Source organism: Mycobacterium parascrofulaceum ATCC BAA-614 (assembly GCF_000164135.1).
GTDB lineage: Bacteria > Actinomycetota > Actinomycetes > Mycobacteriales > Mycobacteriaceae > Mycobacterium > Mycobacterium parascrofulaceum.
Genome location: NZ_GG770553.1, coordinates 1,265,919 through 1,282,442 on the forward strand (window position 1 = coordinate 1,265,919; position 16,524 = coordinate 1,282,442).

Sequence of the window (16,524 nt, forward strand, 5' to 3'; positions counted from 1 at the left end):
CCCTGGCGGACACGGTGTGTGCGCATGACCCGCGCAGCCGAGACCAGCTGCGCGCTGATGCGCTCGGGGCGCTGGCGGCTTCGGGCGATCGGCTGGGCTGCCGCTGCGGTCGGGCTGACTGTGCGGCCGCCCAGCGGCCCGCGACCTCGCCGGTGGTCATTCATGTGGTCGCCGAGCGGGCCAGCGTCGAGGGTCGCGGGTCGGCTCCGGGCTCGGAGCTGGGCGCCGACGGGCTGATCTCTGCCGAGCTGATCGCGGAGTTGGCCGGCTCGGCCAGGCTCGTCGCGGTGGGCGCCCCGACGCAAGCCGAGCCGCGCTACACGCCCTCGGCCGGGCTGGCCGATTTCGTGCGGTGCCGGGATCTGACGTGTCGGGCGCCGGGGTGTGACCGCCCGGCCGTCGCCTGCGACATCGACCACACGATCCCGTATGCCCAGGGTGGCCCGACGCATGCGTCGAACCTGAAAGTCCTGTGCCGCCAACATCATTTGCTCAAGACGTTCTGGGGTTGGCGCGACGAACAGCTGCCCGACGGCACGCTGATCTGGCGGCTGCCCGACGGGCACACCTACGTCACCACCCCGGGCAGCGCGTTGCTGTTCCCCACGCTGTGCGCGCCCACCGGCGACCCGCCGCTCACGCCCGTCCCGGTCGCCGAGCGCTGCGGGCAGCGCACCGCGATGATGCCGCTGCGCACCCGCACCCGCGCCCAGAACCGGGCCCAGCGCATCGCCACCGAACGCCACCACAACCGCCAAGCCCGGCTGACCACCCCACCCGCCGTGCCGACCAGCGCGTCGCCCCCCGGCACCGCACCCTCCGGCCCCGCGCCCCCCGACGACGAACCGCCGCCCTTCTAGGGCATGCCCGGCCCCATCATCCGGCCGCAGCCCATCGACTGTCGCATCGTGGCGGGCATCCCGTCCTGCACGAACCCGGTGACCTCCCGCGCGTGCGCGCGGATGACGTCGCCGAGGGCGGGGTCGTCGGTGGTCTCCTCGGCGATCACGCCCTTCGGTGTGAACGTGAGCTGGCGGCGGTAGCCGCCGGCCTGACGGAAAAGGGTCGGCAGGCTTTCGCTCATGCAGCGGACCTCGATGCCCTGATCGAGGTGGGCGTACATGCTCGAGACGTGCGCCTGCAGTTGGGCGGCCAGGGCCGGGGAATCCGATTCGGTGGTGGTGCGCACGCCACCGGGGATGTCCTCGACGACGCGCCGTATTTCGCTGTGTCGCATGAACATTTGCATGTAGCGCCGCATTTCCATGGGGCCGGCGCCCATGCAACCGCCGCCGTCCGTCAGGCGGATGGCCGCCGTGGGCGGCGGAAGGGCGCCGCGGCCCAGGTAGCCGAGGGTGCCGCCCGCGCCGAGCACTCCGAACGCGGCAAGGGCCGCACGTCGCGTCAATCCAGCCATAGCCCCTCCGGAACACTCGTCCAGGCGATCAGACAAGTCGACCAGACCAGCACCGCGCCCTCTAGGGCCAATGGTCCCTACCCCCGGTGGGTATGCGTATGGGACCATTCGAGGATGACGCAGAATCCTGAAACCAGTGCCGGATCGACCACCGTCACCGACCAACCCGGGGACACGCACCGATCCGGCGAGCACAGTCGGCTGGGTCAAGTGGTCGCGTGGGTGGTCATCGTCGCCGGTGTCGTATTCGTCGCCGCGGTGATCTTCTTCACGGGACTGTTCCTGGGCTGGTCGTCAAGCGGCCACTACGGGTGGCACCACGGGTACGGCGGCGGGCGTGGCGGTACCTGCCCCATGATGGGGCCCGGCGGCATGATGGGGCCCGGTGGCATGGGGTCGGGCGGCATGATGGGGCCCGGTGGCATGGGGTCGGGCGGCATGATGGGGCCCGGTGGCATGGGCCCGGGTGGCCCGACGGGACCTCAGCAAACGCCGACGCCGAGCGCGCCGCGCCCCTAGCGAAGTTCGCTGTTCCGAAACTGATTCCGGCCCGGCGTTTCCCGTTCGCCCACCGGTAATCCGCCCGGCATCCCCGCCTCGCCGCACCGCGACGGCCGTTCGCGTGCCGTGGTCATTCGGGCTGTCATAGTTAGCCAACCGCTCTAGAATGAGACCCTTTGGTGCTGCCCCGCAGCCGGGTCGGGATGAGGTTGGTATGAACAGCCATGCGCGCATTCGACGTCAGCCGGCCGGTGGCCGTCCCCGCGGGGCGGCCGCCTTGCTCCGGACGGCGTCGATCTGTGCGGCGGCGGCAATCGTGGTGGCCGGCTGCACATCTTTCGTCGGCGGGCGCGCCTTATCCATGCTCAACGACCCCTTCCGGGTGGGCGGCCTGCCCGCGACGAACGGCCCCAGCGGGATCCGCCCGAACGCGCCCGACCCGACCGGCACGGTGGTCAACACCGACCACGGCGCGATCGACAAGCTTTCGTTGCTGTCGGTCAACGACATCGAGGAATACTGGAAGTCGGTGTACGGCCAATCCCTGAAGGGCAGTTTCGTCCCGGTCGGCAAGATGGTGTCGTACAACTCCAACTCTCCGTCGAGCCCCATCGTTTGCCACAACGACACCTACAAACTCGTCAACGCCTTCTACACGTCGCGCTGCAACCTGATCGCCTGGGACCGTGGGGTGTTCATGCCGGTCGCGCAGAAGTACTTCGGCGACATGTCCGTCAACGGTGTGCTGGCCCACGAATTCGGCCACGCCCTGCAGAACATGGCCAAGCTGGTCACCAGGCGCGACCCCACCATCGTGCACGAGCAGCAGGCCGACTGCTTCGCGGGCGTCTACCTGTTCTGGGTCGCCGACGGCAAGTCGCCGCGGTTCACCCTGAGCACCGCCGACGGGCTCGACCACGTGCTGGCGGGGATCATCACCACCCGGGACCCCGTGATCGACAGCGAGACCGAGAACGACGACGAACACGGGTCGGCCCTGGACCGCATCAGCGCCTTCCAGATGGGTTTCCTCGCCGGCGCCTCCGCCTGCGCTGGCATCGACAGGAAGGAGATCGAGCAGCGCCGCGGCGACCTGCCCAACGCGCTGCGGGTCGACAGCAGCACCGGAAACCCCGAAACCGGTGAGGTGCCGATCGACCAGGACACCCTCTCCTCCCTGATGGAGCTGCTCGGAAAGATCTTCACCCCGAAGAACCCGCCGGCGTTGTCCTACCAGCCGGCCAATTGCCCGGACGCGAAGCCCAGCCCGCCGGCGTCCTATTGCCCGGCCACCAACACGATCGTGGTCGACCTGCCCAAGCTCGCGGTGATGGGCAAGGTCGCCGACGAGAACGAGCAGACGCTGCCGCAGGGCGACGACACGGCGCTGTCGGTCGTGATGTCGCGGTACGCGCTGGCCGTCCAGCACGAACGCGACCTGGCCATGCAGAGCCCGTGGACCGCGCTGCGCACGGCCTGCCTGACGGGCGTGGTGCATCGCAAGATGGCCGAACCCATCGAGCTGTCGTCGCAGAAACAATTGCTGTTGACGGCCGGCGATCTCGACGAGGCGGTGGCCGGCTTGTTGACCAACCACCTCGTCGCCAGCGACGCCGACGGCACCAGCGTGCCGGCCGGCTTCACCCGGATAGCGGCGTTCCGCGGCGGCGTCGCCGGGAACATGGACGCCTGCTACTCCCGCTACCCGGGCTGACGGAAACCATCCCGGCTCAACCGATCTCGGTGAGCTTGGGGATCACCTCGTCGCCGAGGCGGCGGATGAAGCCGACGGGGTCCGGGTTGCCGGGAAAGGGGCCGGCATTGACCAGCTCGACGCCCAGCGCGGCGAAGCGCTCGACGGTCCCGAAGTATCCGTCGAGGTCGTCGAACGGGTTCACGAACAGGCCCACCGTCTTGCGGATCTCGCCCGGGTCGCGACCGACAGCGTCGCAGTGGCGGTTCAGCACCTCGACCTTGCGCCCGAACTCAGCGGGCTCGGTCACGGTGCTGTTCCAGATGTCGGCGTACTGCGCGACCAGGCGGAGCGTCTTCTTCTCGCCGTCGCCGCCGATCAGGACCGGCGGCCGCCGAATCGGTTGCGGCGCACAGATGGTCTCGGCCAACTGGTAGTGCTTGCCCCGGTACGGGCCGTCGTCGTCGCTCCACATCTGCCGGCAGATCTGCAGCGTCTCTTCGAGCATCTCGAAGCGCTGGCCCACCGGCGGATAGGGGAAGCCGAGGGCGGCGTGCTCGCGGTCGTACCACGCCGCCCCGAGCCCGAGCATCGCGCGGCCCTGCGACAAGACGTCCAGTGTGGTGACCGCCTTGGCGAGCAGTCCCGGATAGCGATAGGTGACCCCGGTGACCAGCAGGCTCAGCTCGATCCCGGTGGTCTGCCCGGCCAGAAAGCCCAGTGAGGTGTAGCCCTCGAGGAACGGGTCCTCCGCGCGCCCCACGTTCTCCATCTGGAAGAAGTGGTCGGCCAGCGTGAACAGCGTCGCCCCGCCCTGCTCGGCGGCCTTGGCCGCGTCGGCCAGGGTGGGGCCCAGCGCCGCCGGGTCCCCGGGCAGAAAATCGATGAAGTGCGCTCCTAATTCCATTGCGGCCCTTGTCCTCTCGTCATTCGGTCAAGCGCTCTAGCAGAACCAGGGCGTCGAGGATGACGCGGCGCTCGCGTTCGGAGTACCGCTCGTGGATGGCGCGTGCCAGCCACTCCTCGCTGACCTGCCGGTTGCTCTCGGCGCGCCGCCGGCCCGCGGCGGTCAACGAAATCAGCTGCCGCCGTTTGTCTTCCGGGTCGGGCCTGCGCTCGATGAGTCCCCGCTGCTTGAGGGCGGCCACTATCGTGGCCATGGACTGTGGACGCACCCGCTCGGCCGAGGCCAGGCCGCTCGCCGACGAGGGCCCGTCTTTCCAGAGCCGGTTGAGCACCGCGGTCTGCGAGGGCGTCAGGTCGCCGTCGGTGGCGAGTTCCCGTAGGCGCCGTCGCAGCCGGCTGAAGACCACCCGCAGATCGCGGGCCGCAGCCGCCGCCGATTCGCTGATGCCGTCCACAAGATCAGTCTAAACTGATCAGTCCAAGCTGTCTAATTGCGTCCGAGCAGTTGCAGTGCCGCCTCGACCGCCAGCGCCGCCACGTTCAGCGTCTTGGATCGCAGATCGTGCCGCGCCCCGGCGATCTCGACGACGGCGGTCGTGCCGGTGACCAGCGCGGCGGCGGCGCGCAATTCGTCGGGCGTGCCGAACGGGTCCGACGTCCCGTGCGTGAACACCGTCGGGACCCTGATGTCGGGCAGGTGCTCGGTGCGGGCGCGTTCCGGCTTCCCCGGCGGATGCACCGGATACGAGAACAGCGTCAGTAGGTCGACTTCAACGGGAGAAGCCTCGCGGGCGGCCACCACCATGGACGTCAGCCGCCCGCCGTAGGAATGCCCCCCCGCGATGACCGGGCCGTCGGCCAGCCCGCGGCACAACGTGATCGCCTCGACGATCCCCGCCCGGTCGGCGGCGGCCGAGCCCGACGGCGGTCCGGTGGGCCGGCGGCGGCGGTAGGGCAGGTTGTACCGCACCGCCAGCCAGCCGCGTCGTGCCCATTCGTCGCAAACCTGTTGCAGCAGCGGTGAGTCCCGGTTCCCGCCGGCGCCATGGGTCAGGACCACCACCCCGGCGGGCGGCCCGTCGGGTTCGTGCGCCACACCGGCGATCTGGTCGAGGTTCACACGCCCGCCGACGATGCGGTCCGGTACGGACTGAGGTGGAGGCGGGCAATCATGACAGCCGGAACAGGGGTGAGACGGGCCCGTGGCCGTGGCCCAGCGGATACGAGGCGCGCAGACACTCGGTGACCCACCGCTTCCCGAACCCGACCGCGTCGGGGACGGTGAAGCCGTGCGCCAGCGCGCAGGCGATGGCGGCGGCCAGGGTGTCGCCACCGCCGTGATCGTTGCCGCCGGGCAACCGCTCGGAGTCGAATTCGTGCCAGGCGGCCCCGTCGTAGAGCAGGTCGCAGCTGCGGTCGGAGGAACGGAGGTGGCCGCCCTTGACCAGCGCCCAGCGCGGGCCCAGCGCGTGCAGCGCCTCGGCGGCCGCCCGCTGCGACTCCGCGTCCACCACGTCGATCCCCACCAGCAGCCGCACCTCGTCCAGGTTCGGCGTGACCAGGGTGGCCAGCGGAAACAGTTGCCCGCGAAGGGAATCCAGCGCGGACTCCGCCAGCAACGCGTCGCCGTGCATGGACGCGCACACCGGGTCGACCACGAGCGGAACCGTCAGCCCGAGCCGGCGCCAGGTGTCGGCCACCGCCGCGATGATGGCCGACGACGCCAGCATGCCCGTCTTGGCGGCCTGGACGCCGATATCGGTGACCACCGCCTCGATCTGGTCGGCGACGACGCCGGCGGGCACCTCGTGAAAGCCCTTGACCCCCAGCGTGTTCTGCACCGTGACCGCGGAGACCGCGACACAGGCGTGCACGCCCAGCAGCGCCATGGTGCGCATGTCGGCCTGAATGCCCGCGCCGCCGCCCGAATCCGATCCGGCGATGGACAGCACCCGCGCGGGGGTGGCGCCCGGCGGCGGTAGCGGCAGGTAGCTCACTGGGTGATCGGCAGGTACACCCGGTTGCCGTGTTCGGCGAACTCGCGCGACTTCTCGGCCATGCCCTCGCTCATGACCGCCTCGATCGCCTCCTCGCTGTCGAGCCCGTGCTCGGCGGCGTAGGCCCGGACGTCGGCGGTGATCCGCATGGAGCAGAACTTGGGCCCGCACATCGAGCAGAAGTGCGCCGTCTTTGCGGGCTCGGCCGGCAGTGTCTCGTCGTGGAATTCCCGCGCGGTGTCGGGGTCCAGCGACAGCGCGAACTGGTCGTTCCAGCGGAACTCGAAGCGGGCCGTCGACAGCGCGTCGTCGCGTTCCTGCGCGCGCGGGTGTCCCTTGGCCAGGTCCGCCGAGTGCGCCGCGATCTTGTAGGCGATCACGCCGTCCTTGACGTCCTTGCGGTCCGGCAGCCCGAGGTGTTCCTTCGGGGTGACGTAGCACAGCATCGCGGTGCCCGCCTGGGCGATGATCGCCGCGCCGATCGCCGAGGTGATGTGGTCGTAGGCCGGCGCGATGTCGGTGGCCAGCGGGCCCAGCGTGTAGAACGGCGCCTCCTCGCACAGCTCCTCTTCCAGGCGCACGTTCTCCACGATCTTGTGCATCGGGACGTGGCCCGGCCCCTCGATCATCACCTGCGCGCCATGGGCTTTCGCGATCTTCGTCAGCTCGCCCAGCGTGCGCAGCTCGGCGAACTGGGCGGCGTCGTTGGCGTCGGCGATCGAGCCCGGCCGCAGCCCGTCACCGAGGGAGAAGGTGACGTCGTAGCGGGCGAAGATGTCGCAGAGCTCCTCGAAGTTGGTGTACAGGAACGACTCCGTGTGATGGGCCAGGCACCACGCCGCCATGATCGAGCCGCCGCGGGAGACGATCCCGGTGACCCGCTTGGCCGTCAGCGGCACGTACCGCAGCAGCACGCCGGCGTGCACGGTCATGTAGTCCACGCCCTGCTCGCACTGCTCGATCACGGTGTCGCGGTAGATCTCCCAGGTCAGTGCGGTCGGATCGCCGTTGACCTTCTCCAGCGCCTGGTAGATGGGCACCGTGCCGACCGGCACCGGGGAGTTGCGCAGGATCCATTCGCGGGTTTCGTGGATGTTGCGGCCGGTGGACAGGTCCATGATGGTGTCGGCGCCCCAGCGGGTGGCCCACACCATCTTGTCGACCTCCTCGGCGATCGACGACGTCACCGCGGAGTTGCCGATGTTGGCGTTGACCTTGACCGCGAAGGCCTTGCCGATGATCATCGGCTCGCTCTCGGGGTGGTTGTGGTTGGCCGGGATCACCGCGCGGCCGCGGGCGACCTCGTCGCGCACCAGTTCGGCGGGCATGTCCTCGCGGGCGGCGATGTAGGCCATCTCGGCGGTGATCTCGCCGGCCCGGGCCCGCTGCAGCTGGGTACCACGGTCGCGGACCACCCCCGGGCGCGGGGACAGGCCGGAGGCGAGATCGATGACCGCGTCCGCGTCTGTGTAGGGGCCCGACGTGTCGTAGAGGTCGAAGTGGTCCCCGGTGGACAGGTGCACGCGCCGGAAGGGGACTCGCGCGCCGGGGAACCCGTCCAGTTCGCGGTAAACCTTGCTACTGCCGGCGATGGGTCCGGTGGTCACCGACGCGTCGACGGTTCCGGGAAGGACATCAGTCATTTTTTCATCTCCCTACGCCGGCATTACCCGGTCAGGTTCGTACGGTCGACGGCCGCAAGCCGTCCTCTCAGCGCATTCGCCGTGCGCTCCCGCGTTGTGGATGGTCCGCAGGCGACGTTACCCCCACCCGGGGCCGCCTGGCATGTGGGCGGGCCATTTGGCCGGGGCAGTAGCCGATGGGATCCCCTGAATGGAAAAATGCAAACGTGCGACAGCCAGGGGACACGGACGGGGCGACACCCGCCGGATCCCGCAGCCAACAGCCGGGCCCGGTCGAGGCGGTGGCCCGGCATCTGAACGTCGGCACCTTCCGTTTCTGGTTCATCGGTGAGCGCTGGGAGTGGTCCGACGAGGTGGCCAGGATGCACGGCTACGAACCGGGAAGCGTCGAGCCGACGACGAGGCTGTTGTTGTCGCACAAGCACCCCGACGATCGCGCGCACGTCCAGGAGGTGCTCGACTTCGCGCTGCAGTCCGCGGAGTCGTTCTCCAGCCGGCACCGGTTCATCGACACCGCCGGCAACGTGCACGACGCGATCGTCGTCGCCGACCGCATGCACGACGACTCGGGCGCCGTGGTGGGGACCGCGGGCTATTACATCGACCTCACCAACACCTTCGACGAGACGCGGCAGGAGGTGCTCGACGAGGCGCTCCCGGACCTCTTCGAAAGCCGCGCGGCGATCGAGCAGGCCAAGGGTGTGCTGATGTTCGTCTACCGGGTCAGCGCCGAGCAGGCCTTCCGTGTGCTGCAGTGGCGATCGCAGGAGACCAACGTGAAACTGCGGGCGCTGGCCCGGCAACTGCTCGCGGAGGTGACGACGCTGGACGGCGCGACGACCACGCTGCAGAGTCAGTTCGATCACCTGCTGCTGACGGTGCACGAACGGATATCCGCCGAGTCCACTGGGTAACCAGGGGAATACGCGAACGCGGCAGCCCGCAAACAGTTAGTGTTCCTACACTCCGAGCGGCGCGGTCGCGCCTCGGGCACGACTGCGAAAGGCGCTGAGTTGTTGGCGGTGGAACACGAGGCACTCGAGGACGCTGTGGTGGTGCGCGTTAGCGGCGGCGTCGACTCCAGTACCGTCGATGAGGTAACCGCCCACCTGACCGCCGCCCTCAAACTGGCCGGGACGCACCCGGCCCGGCTGGTCGTCGTGGACCTGCAAGCCGTGGACTTCTTCGGCAGCGCGGCGCTGAACGCGGTGCTCGAGTGTCACGACGAAGGCAAGGAAGCCGGTACGGCGGTCCGCCTGGTGGCCGATCACGACCAGGTGCTTCGTCCGATCCAGGTGACCGAGCTGGACGGCATCCTCGACATCTATCCCACGCTGTCTGACGCGTTGCAACGCAAGCGACAGCAATGACCCCGGCGCTGCCGGCCGACTTGGCGGCTGCGGTCGGTTTGGGCGGCGAGGTGGGCCGCCGGTTCGCCGAATTCGACTGGGACGCCCACCCGTTGGGGCCGCCGCAGGAGTGGTCGCGCGAGATCCGGTCCGCCGTGGCGGTCGCCCTGACGTCGCGCTTTCCCATCGTGCTCTGGGTTGGCCGGGATCTCTTCCTGATATACAACGACGCCTACGCGCAGATCCTGGGGGACAAACATCCGGCGGCGCTGGGTTGTCCCGCCGATCAGGTGTGGTGGGAGATCTGGCAGCAGATCTCCCCGATGCTCGTCAGCGTCCTGGACACCGGCGTCGCGACCTGGTCCGACGACCTGATGCTGCCGCTGATGACCGGCGGGCAGGCCCAGGAGCGGTACTTCACCTTCACCTACAGCCCCATCGTCGGCGACGACGGCGTCGTCACCGCCATCTTCTGCGCGGTGATCGAAACGACCGACCGGGTGTTGAGCGAGCGGCGGCTGCAGTTGCTCAACGCGGTGGCGACCGCTGTGATGGACGCGCACACCATCGACGACGCGGTCGCCGGCGCCGTCGCGGTGTGCGGCGCGCAGCCGCTGGACCTGCCGTTCGTCGCCGTGTACGTGGCCGGTGAAGGGAAGGGGGCGCGCGTCAGCACCCTGCGCGGGGCCACGCCGTCCGTCCGCGCGCTGCTGCCGGGCTCGCTGGCCGAGCTCACGGGTGAGGACGCCGCGCCGCGCGCCCGGGCCGCGCGCGTCATCGACCGGCTGGAGGGCGTCATCCCCGGCATCACAAAGCTTTTCGGCGAAACCTGTCCGCGTCAGGCCCTGGTGCTACCGCTCGCTGAAACGTCGAACGCCGGGGCGGTGGTGATCGGGGTCAGTCCCCTTCGTCCCCTCGATTCGATGTACCGCGCGTTCTGCCAACTACTGACCGACCAGCTGTCGGCGGCGCTGGCCTCCGCCGTCTCGTACGAACAGCAACGGCAGCGGGCCGACGCGCTGGCCGAGCTGGACCGGGCCAAGACGGCGTTTCTGACCAACGTCAGCCACGAATTCCGCACCCCGCTGACGCTGCTCCTCGGTCCGCTCGACGATGCGCTCGCCGAAGCGGCGCCGGCAAGCGTGCTGGCGGACCGGCTGAGCACCGCGGGCCGCAACGCCCGGCGCCTGCAGCGTCTGGTCGACTCGCTGCTCGATTTCTCCCGCATCGAGGCCGGCCGCGCCACCGCGAAGCTGGCGTGCACCGACGTCGGCGCGCTGACCGCCCACATCGCGTCGTCGTTCAGCGAGCTGTGCCACCGGGCGGGGCTCGATCTCGTGGTGGACTGCTCCCCGGCGCCGGCCGACCTCGACCCGGGCATGTGGGAGACCATCGTCTTGAATCTTCTTTCGAATGCGGTGAAATACACTCTGCACGGGTCGATTTCGGTCCGGGTGCGCGCCGAACCGGCGCACTGCGTCGTCACCATTCGCGACACCGGGGTGGGGATCGCCGCCGACGATCTGGACCGCCTGTTCGACCGGTTCTACCGTGCCGACAACCTGCGGGGCCGCAGCGTGGAGGGCACCGGGATCGGGCTGTCGCTGGTGCGCGGGCTCGTCGAGCTGCACAGCGGAACGGTGCAGATCGACAGCGAGGTGGACCGCGGGACAACGGTGACCGTCCGGTTGCCGCGGTCGGCCGCCGGCACGGCGGCCGACCAGGCGCCCGCCGGCACCCTGGACGAGACCAACCCGTACGTGGCGGAGGCCCGGCAGTGGCTGACGCCGGCATCGGACCGTGACGGGTCGACGGCCGCGCCCGAGAGGTCTCGCCCGGTGGTGCTGATCGCGGACGACAACGCCGACATGCGCCACCATCTCGACCGGGTGCTCTCGGCCCACTTCGAGACCATCGTGGCCGCGGACGGCGAGTCGGCGCTGGCCGCGGCCCGAAACCTACGCCCGGACGCGATCGTCACCGACGTCATGATGCCCGGCATCGACGGCTTCGAACTGGTGGCGGCCGTCCGCACGGACCCGGAACTGGCGGCCACGCCGGTCCTCATGCTGTCCGCCCGGGCCGGCGCGGAGGCGGTCGACGAGGGCTACGCCGGCGGGGCCGACGACTACCTGCCCAAGCCGTTCCGTTCCCGGGAGCTGGTCGACCGGGTCAAGTCGAGGCTGTCCGCGGTCGCCCGCGAGCGCGACCGGCAGCGCCGCGCCGCGGCCTCCGACCTGGTGCAACTCGACTCCGCGCTGCAGGCCACGGACTCGGTCGCCGGGATCCTGGACGCCCTGCTGGAATCCTCGTTCGGCTCGGCCGACGCGGCCACCGTCACCATCGGCGTCCTCGACGGCGACCGGCACATCCGGTTCGAATACGCCGGCCACCTGCCCGGCGAGCTGCGCGACCGCTACCACGTGACCGGACTCGACTCCCCGGTGGTGGGGGCCGACGTGGTGCGCACCGGCGAGTCGATGGTCATCACCGACACGTTCGACCTGCCGCCGCGCTACCAGCACGCGGTGCAGGACACCGCCGGCAGCGTGCGTGCCTGCGTCGCCCACCCCCTGCGGGATCACTCGGGCCGCGTCGCCGGTGTGCTGGGCCTGTTGTGGTCGGCGCCGCGCCGGTTCGACGCCGCCGAACTGGACACCTTCAGCCGCATGGCCGACCTGACCTCCTCGGCCGTGGATCGGGTCCGCGTCATGGCGCGCGAACACCGGATCGCCGTCGAATTCCAGGAGCAGCTGCTGGACCTGGACCGCGGCTCGACGGCCGCGGTCGTGGCGGCGAAGTACCAGCCGGCCGGGGAGGCGATGCGCGTCGGCGGCGACTGGTATTCGGTCACCCCGCTGGATCGCGCCGGCCGGGTCGCGATCTCGGTGGGCGACGTCGTCGGGCACGGGCTGGCCGCCGCGATCGTGATGAGCCGGCTGCGCGCCGCGGTGGCCGCCTCGGCCCTGACCGCGGGCGGGCCGGGCGCGGTGCTGGGGGCGCTGGACCGCTACGGCGCCAGCGTCGCGGGTGCGCGCTGCGCGACGGTGGCCTACGCCGTCGTCGACCCCGAACCGGACACCGGTCGCGCCGCCGTCAGCTACAGCTGCGCCGGCCACCCCTATCCGCTGCTCGTCTTCCCCGACCACCGCGCGGTGTTCCTGACCTCCGGCCGCCGGCTGCCGGTCGCCATCAAGGAACACGACGCCGACAGCTACCCGGCCGACGCCACCGCGACGGCCAACCTGCCGCCGGGCGGCCTGCTCCTGCTCTACACCGACGGGCTCATCGAACGCGCCGGCGAGACGCTCGACGACGGCCTCGCCCGGCTGAAGGCCGCGGCCGCGGAATGCGCCGACCTGCCGGTCGAGTCGGTGTGCGCCGAGCTGCTCGCCCGGCTGGCGCCGCCCGCCGGCTACCGCGACGACGTCGTCGTGCTGGCGCTGCGGCCGAGCCACGAATCCCCGCGCAGCTTCGCCACCGTGGTGACGGCCGCGCCCGATCAGATTCCCGTCGCGCGCGAGCGGCTACGCGACTGGCTGACCGGCATCGGCGTCGCCCCGAAGCGCGAACACGACATCCTGCTGGCGACCGGTGAGGCCGTGACCAACGCGATCGAGCACGGCAGCGAGGGTGAGGCGCGCCGAACGGTGTCGGTGGAGGCCTTCCTGCGTCAGCGGACGGTCGCGGTCACGGTCAGCGACACGGGGCGGTGGGTGGGCGACTCCTCGGCCAGCCTGCGCAGCCGGCGCCGCGGCCGCGGCCTGACCCTGATCGGTGGGCTGGCCGACCACGTCGACACGGTGCGCACCCCGGGCGGAACTCGGGTCACGTTGCGGTTCGACCACGCCCTCGGGGCCGGTTAGGCATCTGCTAGGCGTCTGCTAGGCATCTTCCATGGCCTCGCCGAGCTCCTCGAGGAGCTTGTTGTGGTGGTTGCTGGCCAGGAAGTGTCCGGCGGCGATCACCACCGCCACCGGCCAGTCGATTAGCTCGAAGGCCGCCAGCGCGGCCAGGCCCCCGAAATAGGCCAATTGCTCGGGCCGGGGAATCTCCATCTGGCCGAGCACCGGAAGGTTCACGTGGAACGTTTCGCCCTCGCGGATCTTTTCCACCGCCTCGCGCTGCGACGTCCCCCTGCGCGACTTCTTTTCCGCCATGATTTGCCTTTCGGTAACGAAGGGTTTGCCGACTCGCCGGGTCGTGCGGCCACCGTCGGACCTATGTCGACGATGACCGACACCGGGGGCGATCCGCTAGTCTCATCTATCGCTCGGGTGCTGAAGGTGCCGTTACAGGAACTCTATGCGCTGCTGTGGCGCGCCGGGGTTGTCGAGGTTCACGCACCTCAACGGGGGCATCGGCCGGTTTGTCCGGACCCGTCAGCACACGATTCGCCACGCCGATCGCGACCGTCGCCGCGGCAGCGGACCCCAGCCCCTGCGCCCAGCCGACTGGACCCAGCGGTGTGCAACCGAGCAACTGGCTGACCACCGGGATGCTGATCAGCGTCCCCATCGCGACCAGCGAGCCCGCCGCGGTGAACACCACCAGCGGGGCGTGCGAGTCCAGCAGCGTCTGACCGAGCTCCGCGCCCACCAGGGCGACCAGCGCGACGGTGGACGCCCGCTGCGGGCGGCCGGTGACGCTGCCCATCGCCCACGCCGCCGTCGTGGCCGCCGCGGTCGTCACGCCGCGGATGGCGACCGCGCGCCACAACGCCGGCTGGTCCGGGCCCCGGACGCCCGGGTCGATCGGGCCGCTGGGTTTGCTCACTGCCAGCGCCGCCGCCGGCAGCGCGTCGGTCATCATGTTCACCAGCAGCAGCTGCCGCGTATTCAGCGGTGACGTCCCGGTGATCGCGCTGCCGACGATCGCGAACAGCACCTCCCCGGCGTTGCCGCCGAGCAGCACGGACACGGCCGCCTGCACCCGTTGCCAGAGTTGGCGCCCCTCTTCGATCGCGTGCCGCAGGCCCTCGATGCGGGCGTCGACCAGCACCACGTCGGCCGCCATGTGTGCCGGGTCGCTGCCGCCGGCGACCACGCCGATGCCAACGGTGGCGGCCCGGATAGCGGCGGCGTCGTTGGCGCCGTCGCCGACCATCGCGGTGCGCACGCCCGCGCTCTCGAGGGTCTGGACGACCTGGACCTTGTTCTCCGGGGTCATCCGGGCGAAGATCACCCGCTCGGTCACGACCCGCTCCTGGTCCTTGCGGGACAACGCATCCCACTCGGCGCCGCTGATCACCTGCCCGGCGGTCACGCTCAGCCCGAGCTCCTCGGCGATGGCCCGCGCGGTGATCGGGTGGTCGCCGGTGATCAGCTTGACGCCCACCGAGAGCCGGCGCAGGTCCGCGAGCAGGCCGGCGGCCTCGGCGCGCGGCGTGTCGGACAGGCCCAGGAACCCGGTCAGGGTCAGCCCGTCGCGGGCGAGATCGGCGATGTCGTCGGGTTCCCGCCGGATCGCCTCCGCCTGGGCGGCGCTCAGCTGCCGCCGCGCCACCGCGATCACCCGCAGGCCGCTGCCGGCCATCCGGGCGACCGTCTCCGCCATTTCGCCGCTCACCCGCCCGCAGGCGGCCAGCACCACCTCCGGCGCGCCCTTGACGGCCAGCTCGGTGTCGGTCACGGAGGCGGAGAACGACCGGCCGGAGCGGAACGGCAGGTGTGCGGCGGGCGCGGTCGAGTTGTGGCCGTTCACGGCCCCCAATGCGGCTGAGGCGGCCTCCACGATGGCGACGTCGGTGGCGTGCACGTGCGGGTTGCCGTTGGCCGGCGGCGCGGCGTGCGCGGCGCAGCGCAGCACCTCGTCGCGCGACGCGCCCGGCGCCGCGACGACCTCGGCCACCCGCAGCCGGTTCTGGCTGAGCGTCCCGGTCTTGTCGAAGCAGACGACGTCGATGCGGCCGAGCGCCTCCACCGAACGCGGAACGCGGACCAGCGCGCCGAACCTCGTCAGCCGCCGCGCCGACGCCGCCTGCGCCAGGGTGGCCACCAGGGGCATCCCCTCGGGAACCGCCGCGACGGCGATCGCGATGCCGCTGGCGACGGCCTGGCGCAGGACCGACCCGCGCAGCAGGCCCAGCGCGCTGACCAGGGCGCCGCCGGTCATGCTGACCGGGAAGGCCCGGTTGGTGAGCTGGCTGAGCTGGTGCTGCAGCCCGATGTCCGACGACATCTCGCCCGACACCAGCTCGGCGGCGCGGCGCTCCTGGGTGTCGGCCCCGACCGCGGTCACCACCGCCACCGCGGTGCCGGCCACCACCGTCGTCCCGGCGTACAGCATGCAGCGGCGTTCGGCGAGGGCCGCGCCGGGCGTCGGCTCGACCTGCTTCTCCACCGACAGCGACTCACCGGTCAGCGTCGACTCGTCGACCTCGACGTCGACCTCCTCGATGATGCGGGCGTCGGCCGGCACCACCTCGTGGGTGCGCACCTCGATGACGTCGCCGGGTTGCAGCTGCGCCGCGATGACGTCCGCGTAAGCCCGATCCCCGTTCGCGCCGGACACCACCTTGCGGGCCGGCGGGATCTGTTGCGCCAGAAGGTGATTCAGCCGGTTTTCGGCCCGCAGCCGCTGGCTGGCCGCGAGCATGGAGTTGCCGGCCAGCACCGAGAAGACCAGGACGGCGTCGACCGGCGAGCCCAGCACCGCGCTGGCCGCCGAGCCGAGCGCCAGCACCGGCGTCAGCGGGTCGGTCAACTCGGCGCGGACGGCGGCCAGGAACTGCAGAAACTCGTGCCCGCGCGTCTCGGGCTGCGCGGCGCCGAGCGAGGCCAGCGCGAGCCGGCGCGGATCGCCGGCCGGCTCCGCATCGGGCGGCGGCAACGCCCTGCGGACGTGCTCGACCGCCATCGCGTGCCATTCCCGCACGGGCGCCGGGCGCGGCGCGTCCGCCCTGAGGACGCCGCGCGCCAACAGGTAGCCCGACATCAGCCCGGCTGCCGCGCCGCTGGTCACCGGCCCGCGCCCGATGCCGCGGACACCGGGGATCATCAGCAGCGAGCCCATCGCG

The 16,524-nt window shown here is 70.9% G+C and carries 14 protein-coding genes, 1 pseudogene and 1 riboswitch; of the genes and pseudogenes, 7 read left to right on the top strand and 8 right to left on the bottom strand.

Features of this window, described 5'->3' with window-relative positions; genetic code table 11:
* Positions 1-860: HNH endonuclease signature motif containing protein (locus tag HMPREF0591_RS05950; RefSeq protein ID WP_007167541.1), on the top strand; the 860-nt coding region annotated here is incomplete at its 5' end.
* On the opposite strand, the gene HMPREF0591_RS05955 is transcribed toward HMPREF0591_RS05950, so the two are convergent.
* A complete protein-coding gene (locus HMPREF0591_RS05955; RefSeq protein WP_007167542.1) occupies positions 857-1,417 on the bottom strand; it encodes a hypothetical protein in 561 nt (186 codons plus the stop codon). The two genes, HMPREF0591_RS05950 and HMPREF0591_RS05955, sit on opposite strands and share 4 nt — an antisense overlap.
* A 114-nt stretch (positions 1,418-1,531) precedes the next feature.
* On the opposite strand from HMPREF0591_RS05955, the gene HMPREF0591_RS32175 reads away from it, so the two are divergent.
* The gene (locus HMPREF0591_RS32175; protein ID WP_007167543.1) at positions 1,532-1,936 is read left to right on the top strand and encodes a hypothetical protein; all 405 of its coding nucleotides are present in this window, start codon (positions 1,532-1,534) and stop codon (positions 1,934-1,936) included.
* Between the two features lie 196 nt (positions 1,937-2,132).
* The gene (locus tag HMPREF0591_RS05965; RefSeq protein ID WP_007167545.1) at positions 2,133-3,632 is read left to right on the top strand and encodes a neutral zinc metallopeptidase; all 1,500 of its coding nucleotides are present in this window, start codon (positions 2,133-2,135) and stop codon (positions 3,630-3,632) included.
* A 16-nt stretch (positions 3,633-3,648) separates the two neighbouring features.
* Here the strand turns inward: HMPREF0591_RS05965 and HMPREF0591_RS05970 are convergent, their stop codons facing one another.
* From HMPREF0591_RS05970 to thiC, 5 genes are all read right to left on the bottom strand, one after another.
* Positions 3,649-4,518, bottom strand: a complete 870-nt coding sequence (locus HMPREF0591_RS05970) for an LLM class F420-dependent oxidoreductase (RefSeq protein WP_007167546.1) — start codon at positions 4,516-4,518, stop codon at positions 3,649-3,651.
* Between the two features lie 19 nt (positions 4,519-4,537).
* A complete protein-coding gene (locus tag HMPREF0591_RS05975) occupies positions 4,538-4,972 on the bottom strand; it encodes a MarR family winged helix-turn-helix transcriptional regulator (protein ID WP_007167547.1) in 435 nt (144 codons plus the stop codon).
* A gap of 32 nt (positions 4,973-5,004) precedes the next feature.
* Positions 5,005-5,637 carry an alpha/beta hydrolase family protein gene (locus tag HMPREF0591_RS05980; protein ID WP_007167548.1) on the bottom strand — a complete coding sequence of 211 codons (633 nt, stop codon included), beginning with the start codon at positions 5,635-5,637 and terminating at the stop codon, positions 5,005-5,007.
* A gap of 49 nt (positions 5,638-5,686) precedes the next feature.
* Positions 5,687-6,514: a bifunctional hydroxymethylpyrimidine kinase/phosphomethylpyrimidine kinase gene (thiD, locus tag HMPREF0591_RS05985; protein WP_007167549.1), complete on the bottom strand. Its 828-nt coding sequence runs from the start codon at positions 6,512-6,514 to the stop codon at positions 5,687-5,689.
* On the bottom strand, positions 6,511-8,157 hold the full coding sequence (gene thiC / locus HMPREF0591_RS05990; RefSeq protein WP_007167550.1) for a phosphomethylpyrimidine synthase ThiC: 1,647 nt from the start codon (positions 8,155-8,157) through the stop codon (positions 6,511-6,513). Before thiC ends, thiD begins: the two co-directional genes overlap by 4 nt.
* Positions 8,150-8,260: riboswitch (TPP riboswitch) on the bottom strand. It overlaps the preceding gene by 8 nt.
* A 73-nt stretch (positions 8,261-8,333) precedes the next feature.
* Between thiC and HMPREF0591_RS05995 the strand changes: the two genes are divergently transcribed.
* From HMPREF0591_RS05995 to HMPREF0591_RS06005, 3 genes are all read left to right on the top strand, one after another.
* Positions 8,334-9,071, top strand: coding sequence for a PAS and ANTAR domain-containing protein (locus HMPREF0591_RS05995; protein ID WP_050789978.1), 738 nt, complete (start codon positions 8,334-8,336; stop codon positions 9,069-9,071).
* Between the two features lie 99 nt (positions 9,072-9,170).
* On the top strand, positions 9,171-9,527 hold the full coding sequence (locus HMPREF0591_RS06000; protein WP_007167552.1) for an STAS domain-containing protein: 357 nt from the start codon (positions 9,171-9,173) through the stop codon (positions 9,525-9,527).
* The gene (locus HMPREF0591_RS06005) at positions 9,524-13,372 is read left to right on the top strand and encodes a SpoIIE family protein phosphatase (protein ID WP_007167553.1); all 3,849 of its coding nucleotides are present in this window, start codon (positions 9,524-9,526) and stop codon (positions 13,370-13,372) included. The genes HMPREF0591_RS06000 and HMPREF0591_RS06005 overlap by 4 nt, the downstream gene beginning before the upstream one ends.
* Before the next feature lie 18 nt (positions 13,373-13,390).
* Here the strand turns inward: HMPREF0591_RS06005 and HMPREF0591_RS06010 are convergent, their stop codons facing one another.
* Positions 13,391-13,666, bottom strand: coding sequence for a hypothetical protein (locus HMPREF0591_RS06010; RefSeq protein ID WP_007167554.1), 276 nt, complete (start codon positions 13,664-13,666; stop codon positions 13,391-13,393).
* Between the two features lie 63 nt (positions 13,667-13,729).
* On the opposite strand from HMPREF0591_RS06010, the pseudogene HMPREF0591_RS33715 reads away from it, so the two are divergent.
* Positions 13,730-13,807: pseudogene (locus tag HMPREF0591_RS33715) on the top strand (hypothetical protein); the annotation flags it as partial.
* Here the strand turns inward: HMPREF0591_RS33715 and HMPREF0591_RS06015 are convergent.
* Positions 13,773-16,524: HAD-IC family P-type ATPase (locus HMPREF0591_RS06015; protein ID WP_040621232.1), on the bottom strand; the 2,752-nt coding region annotated here is incomplete at its 5' end. The pseudogene HMPREF0591_RS33715 and the gene HMPREF0591_RS06015 overlap by 35 nt on opposite strands.

What these genes read in the sequence shown, in the direction of transcription:
- HMPREF0591_RS05955 (WP_007167542.1), bottom strand. Translation starts at nt 1,417, where the DNA reads ATGGCTGGATTGACGCGACGTGCGGCCCTTGCCGCGTTCGGAGTGCTC.
- HMPREF0591_RS32175 (WP_007167543.1), top strand. Translation starts at nt 1,532, where the DNA reads ATGACGCAGAATCCTGAAACCAGTGCCGGATCGACCACCGTCACCGAC.
- HMPREF0591_RS05965 (WP_007167545.1), top strand. Translation starts at nt 2,133, where the DNA reads ATGAACAGCCATGCGCGCATTCGACGTCAGCCGGCCGGTGGCCGTCCC.
- HMPREF0591_RS05970 (WP_007167546.1), bottom strand. Translation starts at nt 4,518, where the DNA reads ATGGAATTAGGAGCGCACTTCATCGATTTTCTGCCCGGGGACCCGGCG.
- thiC (WP_007167550.1), bottom strand. Translation starts at nt 8,157, where the DNA reads ATGACTGATGTCCTTCCCGGAACCGTCGACGCGTCGGTGACCACCGGA.
- HMPREF0591_RS05995 (WP_050789978.1), top strand. Translation starts at nt 8,334, where the DNA reads ATGGGATCCCCTGAATGGAAAAATGCAAACGTGCGACAGCCAGGGGAC.
- HMPREF0591_RS06005 (WP_007167553.1), top strand. Translation starts at nt 9,524, where the DNA reads ATGACCCCGGCGCTGCCGGCCGACTTGGCGGCTGCGGTCGGTTTGGGC.
- HMPREF0591_RS06010 (WP_007167554.1), bottom strand. Translation starts at nt 13,666, where the DNA reads ATGGCGGAAAAGAAGTCGCGCAGGGGGACGTCGCAGCGCGAGGCGGTG.